This window comes from Shewanella sp. SW32, assembly GCF_025653365.1.
Classification (GTDB): domain Bacteria; phylum Pseudomonadota; class Gammaproteobacteria; order Enterobacterales; family Shewanellaceae; genus Shewanella; species Shewanella oncorhynchi.
In genome coordinates this window covers 80,660-97,233 of sequence record NZ_JAKKSJ010000009.1, presented here as the reverse complement: position 1 = coordinate 97,233, position 16,574 = coordinate 80,660, and the positions used below count along the sequence as shown (strand labels likewise).

Sequence of the window (16,574 nt, the reverse complement as noted above, 5' to 3'; positions counted from 1 at the left end):
GACTATTTCTCCAGACTCATAGTGGCAAGTTCTAAAGCTTCGCCAATAGGCCCTAATACCGCCGCAGGTAAGAAAGACAGGAAGTTAATGATTAAAATCACAGCAATAAGGGTGAAACAAAAGGTGGGACTCTCGAGCTTCAAGCTCGCGTTACTGTCGGGGCTCACTCTTTTGCTCGACATCATCCCCGCAATCGCCAGCGGTAAAAACAGTGGCAAGTATCGACCAAGCAGTAAGGCGATAACGCAGCTGATATTCCACCAAGGCGTGTTATCACCTAAGCCTTCAAAACCCGAACCGTTATTAGCAAAAGCGGAGGTATATTCGTAAAAGACTTGCGAAATTCCGTGAAAGCCGGGGTTGCTGTTGCCCGTAATACTCGGGATAGCTACAGTGATCGCCGTCAAACCTAAGACGCACAAGGTAGGTAAAACTAATAGACTTCCCAAAAGGGTGATTTCACGGGTTTCGAGTTTACGACCAAATATCTCTGGCGTACGGCCAATCATCAATCCCGATAAGAACACAGCAATCCACACATAAACGATAAAGTTAACAAAACCGCAGCCAATACCGCCCCATATCGCATTAAGTAACATGCCTGATCGCGTCATCAATCCCCCGATTGGATTGAAGGAATCGTGCATAGCATTGACCGAACCGTTAGAGGTTTGTGTGGTAAAAGAAGCCCATAGCGCCGATAGCTCAGGTCCAAAGCGAACTTCTTTACCCTCCATATTAGGCCCTTGGGCGCTTAATCCCGCAAAGGCAGCGTTGGGTTGCAACTCGCTGTACACAGTCGCCCCCAGAAAACTGACGCTCAATAGACCCATAGCAACTAAAGCCATCAGGGTAAATTTTTTGCGTCTTAGCATTCCGCCAGCCATAAAGACGACGGCCATAGGGATCAGCACTAAGGCTATGGTTTCGATGGCATTACTGACTGGCGTTGGGTTTTCTAGCGGGTTACTACTGTTGGGGCCATACCAGCCCCCGCCATTAGTACCTAACTGCTTAATGGCCACCATAGATGCAACGGGGCCAATCGGAACGACCTGCTCAGTGATAGGTGATGCAGAATCTAAGGTGTTCACTTTTTGCGCACCGTCAAAACTACTCGGTACGCCTTGCCAAGTCAGTAACAGCGCAACAATAGCGGCTAATGGCAGCATAAGTCTGAGTACACCGCGCACTAGGTCAACATAATAGTTACCCAGATTTCGAGCCTCGCCCTCTTTGGCGCTGTCATTATTCAACCCGCCTAACATTCCCCGCAAAATCGCCACACAAACCGCCAGCGCCATGGCTGGAGTGACAAATTGCAGCGTGACAATTACAAATCCTTGGGATAGATAACTGAGCTGAGCCTGCCCGGAATAGTGCTGTTGATTGGTATTGGTGAGGAATGACACCGCAGTGTGCAAAGCCAGATCCCAAGATAATGGTCCTATGCCATCGGGGTTAAGCGGTAACACATGTTGGAATTTAAGGATAAGAAACGCCAAAATGCCAAGTACCAAGTTGCTGATAAGAAACGCCGCACCATAGGATTTCCATGTCATCCCCGAATGGGCATTTACGCCTATAGCCCGATAAATCCACTTTTCAATGGGATTAAATAAACGATCTGAAAAATGGGACTGACCAGAGAAAACCCCTGTCATATAGGATCCCAACAGCCATGCGAGCCCAAGCGCAGTAGTAAAAATAAGGGTAATTTCAAACATAACGACTCCTAAAACTTATTAGGGGCAAACATTGCCACTGCTAAGTAGATGAAAAGTGCTATGGAAAGTATTAGAAATATCCAGTCCATATAATTTGTCCTTAAGAAAGTGAGTAACAGGACAAATATATGAATTAACCGCGTAAAGTCTCTAGAGTTCAAATGACTAATCCCGTAAAGAATACGTAAAAATCATCATAATCAGTGGCAAATAAGGCCACAATAAACCATGGCATTAGCTATAAAAGTAAAATAAAAATGCCAGCTAGAAATACTAACTGGCATTAACACATGACCAAGCGATGATATTGTAGATTAATTAAGCTCTATATTTTTCATTTTATTATAGCTATCAGTCTTAATCTCTTTAAGTACACCTTTATTGTCATCAATAAATAATGCTTTTATATCATTCTGATTAGCAACGACTAATCCTTCTTGACTTCCTAAACATAATAGCGCTGTAGACCAAGCATCTGCTCTAGCCGGATCCGTTGCCAATACAGTTACAGATACTGTGTTATGGGTTACGGGTTTACCGGTTCGCGCATCAATAATATGTGAATAGCGCTGCCCTAAATGATCAAAATAATGACGATATGTACCCGATGTCATGATAGCTTGAGGGAAATTAATAAGCAGAACCTTTTGCATTATTCGCTGTTCTGGCAGCGGTTTTTCAATCGCGATTTTCCAAGCAGAACCGTCGAGCTTACTGCCGTGTACGACCATTTCACCGCCAATCTCTACCAAATAATTATCGATATTGTATCGCTTTAGCACATCTGCAACTTTGCCTACGCTATATCCCTGTCCAATCGAAGATAAATCAAGATGTACCTCTGGAAAATCTTTAGTTAACATTTGATTATCAATACTTAAATGATGTAAGCCAACATAGGTTAATGTCTGTTGAAGTGCATTTTCTGTAGGAATAGTTAATTGATTATAGGTAAATCCCCACAAATCGAATAATGGTTTAATGGTCAAATCATAACAACCCTCCGTTTTTGAAGTGACCTCCTTGGCTATCCCTATAAGCCCTAAAATATCATCTCCGACCGCCATAGCTAAGTGCATACTATTAAAACGAGAAATCACCGAATCTGAACGATAAGTAGACATATGAAGATCTATTTCTGCCAATTGCCGCTCAATCTCGCGGTTTATCTCTGTACTATTTATCTTGTCTTTACTCCAAAATGTCACATGCCAACTCGTTCCCTGCGCAAGGCCTTCTAACTTGGTATACACTGGCGATTTCTGACACCCTACTAGCATAATGAGTAATATACATCTCAATAACCATTTCATTTACTGCCCCTCCCAGTCAATTCGACAAATTAACCATAAAATACACTTAAAATTAAAATCGCCAGAATGCCCGTGAGAAAATAATGAGTACAGGAAATATTTCTAATCGCCCAAAAAGCATAGCGACACACATCAGCCATTTAGCCGCATCTTTTAACGTGCCAAATCCAGATGCAGTGTCACCATAACCAATCCCCATATTATTAATGCACGCGGCGACGGTTCCAAAGGCGGTGGCAAAATCATGTCCAATGGCGACCAATCCCCATACAAAAACGCAAGTAAAAAATATGTACAGGAAAAATAATCCCCATACTGAACGAATGACTCTGTCTGAAACAACTTGGCCACTGATCTTTGTCGTTAAAATGGCATTAGGATGAACCAATTGATGAATTTCTCGGATCCCTTGACGGTACAAAAGTAAAAATCTGACAGCTTTAATACCGCCACAAGTAGAACCAAAGCATCCACCAAAAAAGCTCGCACCTAATAATAAAAGCACAATATGACTGGGCCAATTAGGATAACCTGCAGAGCCTAATCCATTGTCCGTCATAACTGAAACTGTTTGAAAAAATCCATGTACCAATGAATCTTTAATATCAAAAGTTTGAGTACGATTCAGCTCTAAACAAGCGATCCCAACAACGATAGATAATATGAGAATAAAAAATCGAACCTCCGCATTATACCAAATAGGCTTGAAGCTTCGCCGAACTAACACTATGTAGTATAAGGCGAAATTGATTGCTGCAAGTATTGAAAACACACCACCCACAAGCTCAATTGCAGCACTGTTATAATATCCTAAGCTGTCACTATGTGTAGAAAACCCACCCAATGAAACGGTAGATAGACTATGACATATGGCATTAAACCAATTCATTCCTGCAAGTTTATAAGCAACTGCACAACCTAAGGCAAGTACGCTATAAAGCCCCCATAAATTTCGAGCCGTATCCGCAAGGCGAGGCGTCATCTTTTCCTCTTTCATGGGACCTGGCATCTCAGACTGATATAATTTTGCGCCACCAATACCAAGAAATGGCATAATTGCAACGGCCAAAACAATTATCCCTAACCCACCGAGGAAATTAAGCTGTGCTCGATAAAATAAAATCGATTTAGGTAGTTCATCAATATCTGAAAAAATCGAGGCTCCAGTCGTCGTAATGCCAGACACACCTTCAAACATGGCATCGGTTAAACTCAAGTCCAATCGTCTATCAAGAAGAAAAGGTAATGCACTCATTAAGGAAAATATCAGCCAAAATAAACAAGCGACCATGAAGCCATCACGTTTTTGCAGATTTTTATTTTCCTCACTTGTCATCTTCCAACCGACCACACCAATAAAAAGCGAAAGAAGGAATGTGATTAAAAATGGAGTGATATATCCATCTTTATAAAATAATGCAACAGCGATAGGCATCAACATGGTGAAGCTATATATGACAATCAAAAAGCTACATAGATGAATTATGGTATGAAATCGAGAGCTAGATTTCTGTATTCCACTGACTGCAATCATTCCAACTCACCTTTAGATATTTATCGTGAAAGACTTAATGAATAATTTATTAGGTATCATAAAATACGAGCGCTCATGTCCTGTTCTAAAATCATGTGCAATCGATAACAGAGTTAGGTTACGAAATAGATCTTCCCCTAATACTCTTTGTTGTCGTCTAATGTGGACTGCAAGTTGACTTATCGTCGCGACAATCACTATGACAATAAAAGTGATTAGATTGATAAAAACAGCCACATCTATCATTGGGAGGGAATAATAAGGAGCGTTAAATAAAAAATGAACACGAATATCTTCAAAAAATGCAGCCATATACGCATATTGAAAACAACATTGAAGTGTAATCATAACGACAACGAGTTGGAGTACAATAAGAATGCTTTAGATGACACCCTCCAAGATGGTAGATATAAGCAAATAGCGAGTAGGCACTCAGAAATAAAGCTCAACCTAACAGAGAGTTTAAAAACACTTAGTTTGTCCATCAAAATGTAAGTCGTTATGTCATACAGATTTTCACTTTAACAGACGAAAACAATTCTGACGCGTAAAAAAAACGTAAAAAAATACGGAGATTAACTTTAGATCGACGAAATTAATAACATTATACTTTTGAAATCCCCAATCAATTTAACTGGGGATGGCTAGTATCAATATGCTTAAATGGCTAAGGCTTGCTCAAGATCGGCAATCAAATCTTGAGGATCTTCGACGCCAATGCTCAATCTAATCAGGTTGTCATTCACCCCTGAAGCTAGCCGACTCGCGGCATCCATAGCGGCATGGGTGGTACTTGCTGGATGACAGGCAAGGCTTTCTAAGTCACCTAAACTGACCGCTTGAGTAAACAAGTTCAAATGATCTAAAAACTGCGCCGCTCGGTTAAAACCGCCTTCGAGCTCAATACTCACCATACCGCCAAAGGCGTTGATGGTTTCACTCAGAACTTGATGACCTTGATCATCTGCTAGCCCTGGGTAATAAACTTTTGCAACGCTCGGATGGGTTGCAAGAAAAGCGGCGACCTTAGCCGCGCCCGCAAGATGAGCATCCATTCTAAGTGCTAAGGTACGTAAGCCTCGCTGTAATAAATAGGCTTCCTGTGGCCCAATCGCGGCGCCGATATGTTTAAGCGCTATAGTGCGAATAGGTTGCATTAATGCCTTAGGTCCAGCGACAACACCTGCGATCAAATCGCCATGGCCACTTAAATACTTAGTGGCACTGTGCATCACGATATCAATGCCATGTTCCAGCGGTTTGAATAAATACGGGGTTAAAAACGTATTATCACAAATGGTTATAGCGCCCACTTTTTCGGCGGCAAGCTTAACCCTACGGTAGTCACTGACTTTTAAGGTCGGATTGGTGATGGGCTCAAATAAAATAATTTTTGTTTCGGCGGTAATCTCTGCCAATAAATGATCATCATCTTGATAACGGCGCACAGTAATACCCGCGCGGGTTAACGTTTGGATTAAAAATGCCGCAGTGCCACCGTATACGGGGTCGATAAATGCGATTTCATCACCTTGACTCGCTAAGGCATAGAAAATACTGCTGATTGCCGCCATCCCACTCGCAACAACGAGTGCTTCATCAGCCCCTTCCAGTTGTGCTAATTGATATTCAAGCGCCTGCACTGTCGGATTCGCCATGCGACTGTAGATAAAGCCCGGTTGCTCACCTGCAAAACGGGCTCGACCATCCTCGGCACTACCGTAGGCGAAGGTGCTACTTTGATAGATAGGAGTTGTAAGAGCGCCCGTCGAGTTATCAGCGGCATAATGGGTGTGAAGTAATTTAGTTTTAAATTGCATAATAGATCCTAATAACCATTAAATGGCATGAGCGAATGAGGCGTAATGTGCTTGAGCAACGTCGGGATGAGAGCGCAAACGCCCTTTTAATACGTTCTGGCCCACTTGGTGGAAAAGAGGATTTAATGGATCGCTTGCCGGTCCTTGAGCTTTGTTCGCCAGATGCTTTGGCAAAGGTAACAAAGGAACTGTCGCATTCAACTGCGCCGCCATAAAAAAGGCGCACGAGTAGCGCTCGACCCCAGCAGGCGGGCTTGCCACCCTATGGTTGGTTGCCTTTAAATACCCATTAGAAGCCAACTCAAGTAATTCACCTATATTCACCACAAAGGCGTCTTCTAATGGCGGTATGCTTAACCAACCGTTGTCAGTCTGAACCTCTAAACCGGATTGCTTATCTTGCAGCACTAAGGTCAAATAGCCAGGATCTTTGTGTGCCCCAACGCCTTGGCCTGAAGTCTGTCCATCCGCGCCGGGATAGCGAATAAGCTTCATATGCTGATAAGGACCCGCTTCAATCGTGGCATCAAAGGCGCTTTCTGGCTGCTCTAGCGCAACAGCTAAAGCCCTCAATAGTGTGACACTGATATCGGCTAAATCCTGTTGCCATGCCAATAAAGTCGATTTCATCTGTGGTAATTGTGACGGCCATTGATTAGGCCCCTGTAGCTGCCACCATATAGGCATATCAGACTGCTGAGGGTTAGCCACTTCTTCTTGCATGATATCAAACTGTTCCCGCAAGTCCGGTTTCCCTAAGGTCAATTCACCTTGCAAACGGGTATAACCGCGAAAATGCGGTGTATTAGCCATTTTCACCGCAAGTTTATCTACGACGGGCAGCGCAAAGAAATCTGCCGCTAACTGAAGTACTTGCTGCTGTCTAGCAAGCTCAATGCCGTGGCCGGTGAGATAGAAAAACCCTATTCTTCTAGCAGCATCAGCAAGCTTAGTAATAAAAGCGTAACGACGTTGTCCACCGGCATGCCAATCACTTAAATTCAATATCGGTAATTGTTCCATCAATGACTCCCATTTAATGCATTGTCTGAGCCGGATTCTATGCCTTTATGGGTCGATGGATAATGAATTAATAACTATTTGATATATTAAACGGTAATAATAGATCATTTGGATATATGGACATCTAGGCTTCTATACTGCTAGATTTGAATTTCAAAGGTTAAAACAGCGCTAATTATTAGGCCAACTCAAACCGCACCACTCAGATAAACATCATAAGCCATACTGCTTAATGATATTTATCTAGTTACTTTTCAAGATATTAGTAAAATTAAGATATAAAAATAAAAGCGAGTCCACTTTTGCGGCACTCGCTTTTTAAGGTTTCGAAGTTTTAACGTTTCTAAGTCATGTCAGTTATAAACCTAGATACTTCTACCAATGACATTATTGATCATGCCAAATCAGCACTTGGGCTGGCTCACCATTACTACGGGTGGCGCGGTACATACCTTCGGTATTAAATGGCGTAGCAATATTGCCACGCTGATCGACTGCAATCACACCCCCTGAACCGCCAGCAGTGATAAGACGTTGATTAATAACTTCATCTGCAGCCTGAATGATAGATTTTTGCTGATATTTCACCTTGGCACAAATATCCCCCGCGACGAGGTAACGGATAAAGAATTCACCATGACCCGTTGCCGATACGGCACAAACACCGTTTTCAGCATAAGTGCCAGCACCGATGACAGGAGAGTCACCGATACGACCAAAGCGTTTTGCCGTCATACCACCGGTCGATGTACCTGCAGCTAAGTTACCCTTTTTATCTAAGGCGACAGCACCAACGGTACCAAATTTGTAATCGAGGTCCTTCATCTCAACATTAGCAACTTGTTCAGATTTAGCCGCAGCTTGCAGTTTTTGCCGTGCATCGAGTAATTGCTGATAACGCTCGTCTGTATCAAAATGATGATTTGGCACTAAAGTAAAACCTTGAGTCAGTGCAAATTCTTCTGCTCCTGCGCCCGAGAGCATCACGTGCTCAGATTTATTCATCACGGCCAAGGCTAAGTCAATTGGATTGGCAATATGACGCACTCCAGCGACAGCGCCGGCATTCATGGTTTTGCCATCCATAATGGCGGCATCTAATTCATGTCCGCCGTCATAGGTATAAACCGCGCCTATACCAGCATTAAACAGAGCACTATTTTCAAGGATATTAATTGCGGTTTGTACTGCCACTAAGCTGTCACCGCCCTCCTCTAAGACTTTTGAGCCTTTATCGACCGCTTCCTTTAACTTATCTTTGTAGGCTTGGCGTTGTTCAGGGGTGAGATTAGCTTTAGAAATCGTCCCCGCACCGCCATGGATCGCAATGGCGAACGGTTTATCATTGGCAAAGGTGTTATGTGACATAAAAAGTAGGCCCGAAATAATTAAACTAAAGGTGGCTAATTTTGTTTTCATTCTTTACATCCCCTTAAAAAGTAGCGTCCTTTGTAACCATTTCATCGTGTAATTTCAATCATCTCCTTGCCTGTTGGTTTTATTCTGGCGACAATGATGCCAAATCACAGGGACTATAAAGTGCAGCCATTTTTGCAAATCACCTCACATTACATTCGTCTTTGCTTGTTTCTGAGTCTGATTTCAGTCACATCAGTCGCGGCAGCAGATGATTTTATCAAATTATCTGTTACAGGCGTGAATGAAGCGCTTCGAAGCAACATAGTTGCTCACTTAGGCGCTTTACCTGAATCTGAGGTGCAGCGCCGTGCCTTTTTGTTTAATGTCGATGACAATATCAGCACCGCCTTAGAATCCATGGGCTACTATCACGGTGAAGTAGAAGAGAAGCTGATTGAGCATGACAAGGGACCGTGGGAATTAAAACTTGAAATCAGCCCCGGCGAGCCAACCATTGTTCAGTGGGTCGATATTAATTTTAGTGGTGAAATGCTTGATGACCGAGCCTTCGATCAATGGCTCGCAAAGGTCAACATTAAACCCGGCGATGTGTTAAATCACGGTGTTTACAGCGACGTAAAATCGCAACTCGTCACCTTAGCCTTGGCACGAGGTTACTTCGATGGCGAATTTACTGAATCACAAATTAAAGTTAACCGCGATATTAATACCGCACAGGTAAGTTTGCATTTTGATTCAGGTAAACGTTACCGATTTGGCCAAGTCAGTTTCGATGGCCATAACTTAGAACCCGATATATTAGAGGATCTTATCCCCTTTAAAGAAGGTGCTTCATACTCAACTCGCCGTGTAAGCGCCTTGAATCGTCAGTTATTAGATACTGGTTATTTCGCCAATATCAAAGTGATCCCGCAAATCGATAACGTCGAAGATAACCATATTCCAATGCGAGTCGAATTAACGCCTAAGGCAAGTCACGCAATTGAACTCGGTTTTGGTGGTGATATTGGCAAAACAGATCAAGCCTTTGATCCGAGGGTGCGTGTGACTTGGCGTACACCACAAATCAATAAATACGGGCATTCCCAAGAAACCAGTCTCGAATGGTCGCCCGATAGACCAAAGTTATTAACCACTTATACGATTCCGCTCACACATCCCTTAGACGATCAATTGAAGATCCGCCTCGGTTTACTGCGGGACAAATACGGTGTGACTCAAGTATATGATGCCGAGAATCGTGATTTTAGTAACACAGGCCAGCTCGAGTCGACTAAGTACCTTCTGGGACTATTACGTCAGCAAAGACTAGAAAATCAATGGCTAATGAGTTATTCGTTGGAGGCCATACGCGAAGAATATACCCAGTCTGACGTCGATTATATGCCGTCGTTTTATCTGGCAGGAATTAACTTTTCTCGGACTAGCCGGGGAGATAACTCACTGGATCCTAAATCCGGGTTTAGACAAATTTACAGCCTAGACTATGCCGATCCCTATTTAGGATCACAAACCCGCCTAGCCCGCTTGCAAGCTAAATTTAAATGGATTGATACCTTCTTCGATAACCACAGAATCGTCGCTCGTATTGATTTAGCAGCCAACTTAGCTAACGAAAATGATCTTGCCTCTATCCCACCATCACTTCGCTATTTTGCCGGTGGCGATCAGAGTGTCCGCGGTTATGGTTATCAAGAACTCGGCCCCTATTTAGACTATGTTGCTGACGATGGAAAAACCAATCGCGAGGTTATCGGTGGCCGCTATTTAATGGTTGGTAGTTTGGAATATCAATATTATGTGACCCCCACTTGGCGGGTCGGCACATTTATCGATGCGGGTAACGCCTTCGATAATAATCAATTTGAACCTGTCGTCTCTGTCGGTGGCGGTATCCATTGGATCTCCCCGATTGGTCCAATCAAATTAGATTTAGGGGTCGGATTGAAAGAAACTGAGACCATTGAAAGATCATGGCGAATTCACCTAACCATGGGGACAGATCTATGAGCCAGCCCCCAGAGCATAATAAGCCAAGCGAACAAGATATCGTTGATAATCCCATCACTGAAGTCAATGAAGCCGAGGCCACTGAAACCATAGTGACCTCTGTCACCCCATCGGTGTCATTCATTCAAAGACTGTGGTGGCAGTTCAAACTCTGGACTCGGATTATTATCTATGTGCCATTAGGGCTTTTAGTGTTAATCGCCCTATTACTCGGCACTGAATTTGGCTCGCGCATTACCGTGGGTTTAGCCGATCAATTTGTACCCGATCTTGAACTGACTTATACCTCTGGTTCCATTAACAAAGACTTAGCCCTATCTCACGCGGCTTGGTCTATGGCCGGAATGAACGTGCAACTTGAGGATCTGCATTTACTGTGGCAACCCGCCTGTTTGCTACAAAAACGCTTATGCGTGAATAGCTTATCTGCGGCTAAAGTCAATGTCACTATTGATACCCTAGCGCTTTCTGCAGACTCAAACGAAGCGCCAGTCGCGCCACTTGATGAAGAACCCAGCGAGCTCCTATTACCCTTTGATATTGTTTTAGATTCTGCTGAACTCAATGGCGTTAATATCCAAGTGGATGATATGCAATTTACCGCTAATCGTCTTAACGCAGAAGCACAATGGTTTACCGAAGGTTTGTCGGTTAAACAGCTATCCAGCGAAGGATTATTCATACTGATCCCTGCATCAACCGATGTAGCAACACAAACTAGCACGGCAGCGGTAACGAATGCAGCAAATCCCAGCACTGCTACGAATACTACACCTACACCATCGGCCAGTCCGTCGCTAACAAAAGAGGCTGAATGGGCTTTAGCACAATTGCCACAAGTATTTATGCCTTTCCCTGTGACAGTCAATGCCCTAACGTTAGACAACACCACACTGCAAATCGGCGATCGTAAAGATGTTTTTGGCCATGCAGAACTACAAGGCAGTTTCCGTGAATACCAATTGACCTTAGACCATCTCGCCATCAGCCACACCGATGGCAGCGTCGATATCACAGGCAGCCTAACACTTGATAAAGATTATCCACTCGATTTAGAGGCAAATCTCACCCTTAACCAACTAGTCGAATTGCCAGATCTCACTCATCAAGTATTAACGTTAAAGCTGAGCCAAAGTTTAGGGCAACTTCAGGTGAATGCCGTCGCCAAGGGCGATGCCGACTTTACGCTAGATGGCCAAATAACACTGCAAGACCCTAGCCTGCCCTACAAGGTGAAACTTGAACAAACACGGCTACAGTGGCCACTGAAGAACCCTGAATACTCGGTAAGCGATGCCACACTCGATAGCCAAGGTGACCTCAATCGGCAAGAGGCGAGTCTTACTGGCCAACTGATCACACCCTTTCACAAAGTGCTCGACATAGACACTGAAATCCAACATCAAGATGCTAAGTTAACCATCAATAACCTTGATGTAATGGGCGCGATTGGTAAGGTCAAACTCACAGGCGAATTCGATTATCAAAAAGCCATTAGCTGGAACGCCAATCTCTGGATCAATGACGTCAAATTACAAGAAATACAGCTGCCACAAACGGATACAGCGCAAAGTACAACGGGTTTACCGGACAGTTTGATTTCAGGAAAATTACGCACTAAAGGCTCATTTGCAGACCCCCGTTGGCAAGTATCCCTGAGCGATACTGAGCTCACTGGCACTTTGCAAGGTTATCCCTTCGATATTACAGGGGATATCAGTGTGAATGACTCCCTGTATGTCAGTGCTAAGGGGCTGAACGCCAAAGTACTAGGTTCAACTCTGGCACTCAAAGGCGAAGCCAATGCCAATTGGGATCTCCAAGGTGAATTACAAGTGCCCGACTTTGGCCTATGGTTACCTAAGGCCAGCGGCCAACTACAAGCGCAGATCAATGTCACTGGTGACGAGAAACATCCTCAGGTCGAGCTTACAGCGCAGCTGGCAGAACTTTACTATCAAAACATTAAACTGCAGGAATCTAATTTAAAGGCCTATTACAAGCCGCTAGATCAACATGAGTTTGCTATCTCGCTAAAATCAAAAACCTTGCAGATTGCAGAACAAAATTTAGATACAGTGACACTCGGGGCGAAAGGTACCATTAACGCTCAAAAACTCACTCTCAACGCCACGGGCGATCTTGGGCTCGATGCAACGATGAGCAGCCAATACGATGTGAAGAAGTCACGACTACAGCTCGATGTTGATCGTTTAAATCTCAACACGCCCGTAGGCCTATGGCAGCTCGATAACACCATTAATCTGGCTTGGGACCAAATCAAGAATCAAGGCAGCATTACGCCCTTTTGCCTCATGAATCCCAATAGCCGTATCTGCCTAAACAGTAATACACCAATAGGTAAAAAAGGCAGCGCACAGGTGAGCTACTCAGGTAATCCAGGGCAATTACTTATCCCAATATTACCAACAAATATGCGTTGGAACGGCCCTGCATCGCTATTAGCCAATGTTGCATGGGCTGCTGGCCGTAAGCCTACTGCCGATGTGAACTTTGATTTTGCTCCCGGCAGCATTATGCTCAAACGGGATAAAAATCGTGAAGTCACCATTAATTACCAAAACCTATCATTAAAAGCGACCTTAGATGCAAAACGGCTGGCGACGGTTTTAGATTTTGAATCAGAAGGCGTGGCCAGTTGGCAGAGTGAGATTAACGTCAATGTCACACCTGATCGCACTCTGTCAGGTTATGCCAATATCAAGCAAATCAACTTGCAGCCACTTGGGGAGTTTTTCCCTCAATTAAATACAGTGCAAGGTTTGCTAACGAGTCAACTTAACTTTGCGGGTAGTCTAGATGCGCCCGAAGTATCGGGGAGCATGGCCTTAACTGAGGGCGCCTTAGCCCTAACTGCAAACCCAACATTAATCGACAAAATTGACATGTCGATGTCATTTGCGGGTCAACAAGCGCAGCTTAAGGGACGCTGGATGATGGGCAATGGTTTAGGCAGAGTGAATGGTCAACTGCAATGGCCCCAAGGTCAATTTAGTGGCGAGTTAGCCCTCGAAGGCGATAAGCTCGCCGTGATCCAACCGCCACTGGCTATTCTCGATGTCTCCCCCGAGATCAACTTAACCTTCAACAGTAAGCAACTGGCAGTAAAAGGAAAAATAGCGGTGCCTTCTGGCAACATTAAAATTGTGCCATTAGCGGAAGGCGGTGTCGCAGCCTCCGAAGACGTGGTATTTGACGACTCCATTGCCGCCACTCAGCCTAAAACTAGCCCCTACGCCATCGTTGCAGATCTGAATATCAGTGTGGGGAACGAACTCAGAATTGATGGTATGGGTCTCAAAGGTAAACTCCAAGGGACCTTAAAGCTACAGCAGCAAGCTTTCCGTCCTCCTTTGCTCTTCGGTAATATCAAAGTCAATCAAGGTAGCTACAAGTTTATGGGCCAAACCCTAAAAATCCGCACTGGTGAAGTGCAATTTGTGGGGCCAACGTCATTACCAAACCTGAATATTGAAGCGATACGGGAAATTAAGACTGAGGACTTAGTGGCAGGTGTACGCGTCACAGGCACGCCATCACGCCCAGTGGTGACCTTATTTTCCAATCCCGCCAAAGAGCAGGCCGAAATCTTGTCTTACATTATCAAAGGCAGTGGCTTTAACAGCGCCAACAATGAGCAAAATAACTCGCTGATGATGGGCGCGGCACTCGGTTTAGGCTCACAAGTGGGCGGTGGCGCAATTAACAACCTAGGGAATACCGCGACAGGACTCATTGAAGAGTTTGGTTTCTCTAACGTGCAACTCGACACTAATGATGAAGGGCGTGTTGCGATCAGTGGCTTTATCGGCGATAACTTAATGGTGAAATACGGAGTAGGTGTATTTAACCCTGGTTACGAAATGACCGTCAGGTATTACTTGCTCTCACAACTCTATCTAGAAACCGTGTCAGGCACTTTAGGCCAATCACTTGATATCTATTACAACTTCAATATCAAGTAACCATATGAATACCAAGATATTGACACTACAAAATTAGCATCCAATCACTCTAGCCAAACAATCTCAAAATACGGGTTACAGTATGTTGAGGTTGTTTGGGTAAAGCCTAAGTGTCTACCCATAAATACAAACAACTAAAAATTAGCCACAAAAAAAGCGCCCTTAGGCGCTTTTTGCTTCAGTTACGACAATTAAGCGTAAACGAAGTCAACATGTTCAATGATTGGCTTGAACACGTGGCGTTGCATAGCTTGTGCACGAACACCCACTTCTTTGCCATCAACAACGATAGTCAGAGTAGAAGTGTAGAAGTCAGCATTCGCTTGAATGTTAATGATATCTTTGTGATCAAAAACAATAGAAACTGGCTCTTTGCCTTGGCCATAAATAACAGCAGGTACTTTACCAGCATGGCGTAGGCGGCGGCTCGAACCTTTCCCTATTTCAGTGCGGGTTTGTGCTTGGATAGTGTAAGACATGTGTTTCTCACTTAAATTTAGAGTAAAAAGTTGCCGGCATTTTCGACCAATGACGGCTCATATAAAGCGCGCGAATACTAACATAGATACCCAAAGCGCACAAGAATACCGCAAGCCCTCTATTTATCGGCGTCAGCGTTAGCAAAACAGACCGCTATTTATAAAATTGAGGAACTTGTATCTTGGCTGTTACGGCAGAGAAAAGGCTTTGATCTCAAACAAAAAACACGAGATCTAGATCACACTGGGAAATTGAGAAGCCTGTTAAGCTCGGGCAAATTTCGATAACTGCTGTGTCAAAAAATGCGTCATGCGCTATACCAGTTACAACAAGAAAATAGACTTTCATGCCAACTGGCCCGTGAACTCGTCTCTCTTATCGAAACTGTTCCTTATCAGCAAAATACCCTCGAATTAAAATTCTTAGAATTGCTTGCCTGCACCCAACAAAAAAACCGCAGCTTGATCTTACTTATGCAAATTATTGAGTCCGTCGATATTGAGTCGCAGAGGCAAAGACAATATCAATTTTCACAACGTCTCAGCCTATTGATCTGTGATTGGCAACAACATAGAGAAATGAACAAACTCAATCAACAATTTATCCCGCTGCTCAGACATTACTTGATCGAATCGCAAGCTTTGGAACAAGATTTTTATCAGCAGATCCAACAACAGATCATTGCTACCAGTGCCTTACCGGACCACAATCGACGTGCACAAAACCAGAATTAGGATAATAACCCACACCACCGAGTTTCAGGGATAAAGCCGCTTCTCTGAGGGTTTTTAGTTTAACGCTAGGGATCGCTATGTCCATCGCCATGCCGCGCATGTGATAACTCTTCTTAGCAACTCCGCCACTGTGGCTCACGAGCATGGCATTGGTTTTGGGTGAACGATAACCGGAAATCACATGGATTTCATCGTTGGTATTCAAGGTTGTTTTGAGCGAGTGGAGTAAATCAAATAAGCGCTTATCCATAGGTGCTGCCACATTCTGACGATGATCCCGCAGCAAATGATTAAAATTGTCTAACACCTTGCTCTGATAATGACCATCTACCCAGTAACTACCGTCATCGCGCTCGCCAGTATGACGATTAAACAAACTTAACTCGCGGATCCCTTTGGTTGAACGGCTGGCAACCGCTTTTGAGGGAATAAAGGAACATAATGCCACACCACTAAGGCCTAACAATAACTGCCTACGGGCAGGACATATTAAAGTCACATGATCACCTTTTGTATGCTTTTTGGTCACTAGTAAGGCAAATTATACTGAATAAGCCCTAAGATCAA

The 16,574-nt window shown here is 43.9% G+C and carries 13 protein-coding genes; 3 read left to right on the top strand and 10 right to left on the bottom strand.

Annotated elements, in window-relative coordinates; translation table 11 throughout:
• Positions 1-2: 2 nt before the first annotated feature.
• The 8 genes from kdpA to L5M28_RS07095 all read right to left on the bottom strand — a co-directional run bounded on the left by kdpA (position 3) and on the right by L5M28_RS07095 (position 8,836).
• Positions 3-1,727, bottom strand: coding sequence for a potassium-transporting ATPase subunit KdpA (kdpA, locus tag L5M28_RS07120; protein ID WP_131525162.1), 1,725 nt, complete (start codon positions 1,725-1,727; stop codon positions 3-5).
• Positions 1,728-1,735: 8 nt separating this feature from the next.
• Entirely contained in the window at positions 1,736-1,816 is an 81-nt protein-coding gene (locus tag L5M28_RS24210; RefSeq protein ID WP_105252297.1) for a potassium-transporting ATPase subunit F, read from the bottom strand.
• Positions 1,817-2,041: 225 nt separating this feature from the next.
• Positions 2,042-3,040: an FAD:protein FMN transferase gene (locus L5M28_RS07115; protein WP_263202864.1), complete on the bottom strand. Its 999-nt coding sequence runs from the start codon at positions 3,038-3,040 to the stop codon at positions 2,042-2,044.
• A gap of 52 nt (positions 3,041-3,092) precedes the next feature.
• On the bottom strand, positions 3,093-4,574 hold the full coding sequence (locus L5M28_RS07110; protein ID WP_049821715.1) for a TrkH family potassium uptake protein: 1,482 nt from the start codon (positions 4,572-4,574) through the stop codon (positions 3,093-3,095).
• A gap of 12 nt (positions 4,575-4,586) precedes the next feature.
• A complete protein-coding gene (locus L5M28_RS24205; RefSeq protein ID WP_411569176.1) occupies positions 4,587-4,946 on the bottom strand; it encodes a DUF4118 domain-containing protein in 360 nt (119 codons plus the stop codon).
• A 287-nt stretch (positions 4,947-5,233) separates the two neighbouring features.
• The gene (locus L5M28_RS07105; RefSeq protein ID WP_263202863.1) at positions 5,234-6,394 is read right to left on the bottom strand and encodes a trans-sulfuration enzyme family protein; all 1,161 of its coding nucleotides are present in this window, start codon (positions 6,392-6,394) and stop codon (positions 5,234-5,236) included.
• An 18-nt stretch (positions 6,395-6,412) separates the two neighbouring features.
• Positions 6,413-7,417, bottom strand: a complete 1,005-nt coding sequence (locus L5M28_RS07100) for an isopenicillin N synthase family dioxygenase (protein WP_263202861.1) — start codon at positions 7,415-7,417, stop codon at positions 6,413-6,415.
• Between the two features lie 387 nt (positions 7,418-7,804).
• Positions 7,805-8,836, bottom strand: a complete 1,032-nt coding sequence (locus L5M28_RS07095; RefSeq protein ID WP_263202859.1) for an isoaspartyl peptidase/L-asparaginase family protein — start codon at positions 8,834-8,836, stop codon at positions 7,805-7,807.
• A gap of 120 nt (positions 8,837-8,956) precedes the next feature.
• Between L5M28_RS07095 and L5M28_RS07090 the strand changes: the two genes are divergently transcribed.
• Together L5M28_RS07090 and L5M28_RS07085 are read left to right on the top strand one after the other, a co-directional pair.
• Positions 8,957-10,807 carry an autotransporter assembly complex protein TamA gene (locus L5M28_RS07090; protein WP_263202857.1) on the top strand — a complete coding sequence of 617 codons (1,851 nt, stop codon included), beginning with the start codon at positions 8,957-8,959 and terminating at the stop codon, positions 10,805-10,807.
• Positions 10,804-14,793, top strand: a complete 3,990-nt coding sequence (locus L5M28_RS07085) for a translocation/assembly module TamB domain-containing protein (protein ID WP_263202856.1) — start codon at positions 10,804-10,806, stop codon at positions 14,791-14,793. Before L5M28_RS07090 ends, L5M28_RS07085 begins: the two co-directional genes overlap by 4 nt.
• Before the next feature lie 191 nt (positions 14,794-14,984).
• Here the strand turns inward: L5M28_RS07085 and rplY are convergent, their stop codons facing one another.
• A complete protein-coding gene (gene rplY / locus L5M28_RS07080; protein ID WP_028760163.1) occupies positions 14,985-15,272 on the bottom strand; it encodes a 50S ribosomal protein L25 in 288 nt (95 codons plus the stop codon).
• A 303-nt stretch (positions 15,273-15,575) separates the two neighbouring features.
• On the opposite strand from rplY, the gene L5M28_RS07075 reads away from it, so the two are divergent.
• The gene (locus tag L5M28_RS07075) at positions 15,576-16,007 is read left to right on the top strand and encodes a hypothetical protein (protein WP_028760164.1); all 432 of its coding nucleotides are present in this window, start codon (positions 15,576-15,578) and stop codon (positions 16,005-16,007) included.
• Here L5M28_RS07075 and L5M28_RS07070 read toward each other — a convergent pair.
• Complete coding sequence (locus tag L5M28_RS07070; protein ID WP_028760165.1) at positions 15,958-16,506, bottom strand: DUF882 domain-containing protein; 549 nt, start codon at positions 16,504-16,506, stop codon at positions 15,958-15,960. The genes L5M28_RS07075 and L5M28_RS07070 overlap by 50 nt on opposite strands.
• Positions 16,507-16,574: the final 68 nt, after the last annotated feature.

Coding starts and splice junctions, on each gene's coding strand:
- L5M28_RS07085 (WP_263202856.1), top strand. CDS start 10,804: ATGAGCCAGCCCCCAGAGCATAATAAGCCAAGCGAACAAGATATCGTT.
- L5M28_RS07110 (WP_049821715.1), bottom strand. CDS start 4,574: ATGATTGCAGTCAGTGGAATACAGAAATCTAGCTCTCGATTTCATACC.
- L5M28_RS07115 (WP_263202864.1), bottom strand. CDS start 3,040: ATGAAATGGTTATTGAGATGTATATTACTCATTATGCTAGTAGGGTGT.
- L5M28_RS24210 (WP_105252297.1), bottom strand. CDS start 1,816: ATGGACTGGATATTTCTAATACTTTCCATAGCACTTTTCATCTACTTA.
- L5M28_RS07095 (WP_263202859.1), bottom strand. CDS start 8,836: ATGAAAACAAAATTAGCCACCTTTAGTTTAATTATTTCGGGCCTACTT.
- kdpA (WP_131525162.1), bottom strand. CDS start 1,727: ATGTTTGAAATTACCCTTATTTTTACTACTGCGCTTGGGCTCGCATGG.
- L5M28_RS07075 (WP_028760164.1), top strand. CDS start 15,576: ATGCGTCATGCGCTATACCAGTTACAACAAGAAAATAGACTTTCATGC.
- L5M28_RS07100 (WP_263202861.1), bottom strand. CDS start 7,417: ATGGAACAATTACCGATATTGAATTTAAGTGATTGGCATGCCGGTGGA.
- rplY (WP_028760163.1), bottom strand. CDS start 15,272: ATGTCTTACACTATCCAAGCACAAACCCGCACTGAAATAGGGAAAGGT.
- L5M28_RS07105 (WP_263202863.1), bottom strand. CDS start 6,394: ATGCAATTTAAAACTAAATTACTTCACACCCATTATGCCGCTGATAAC.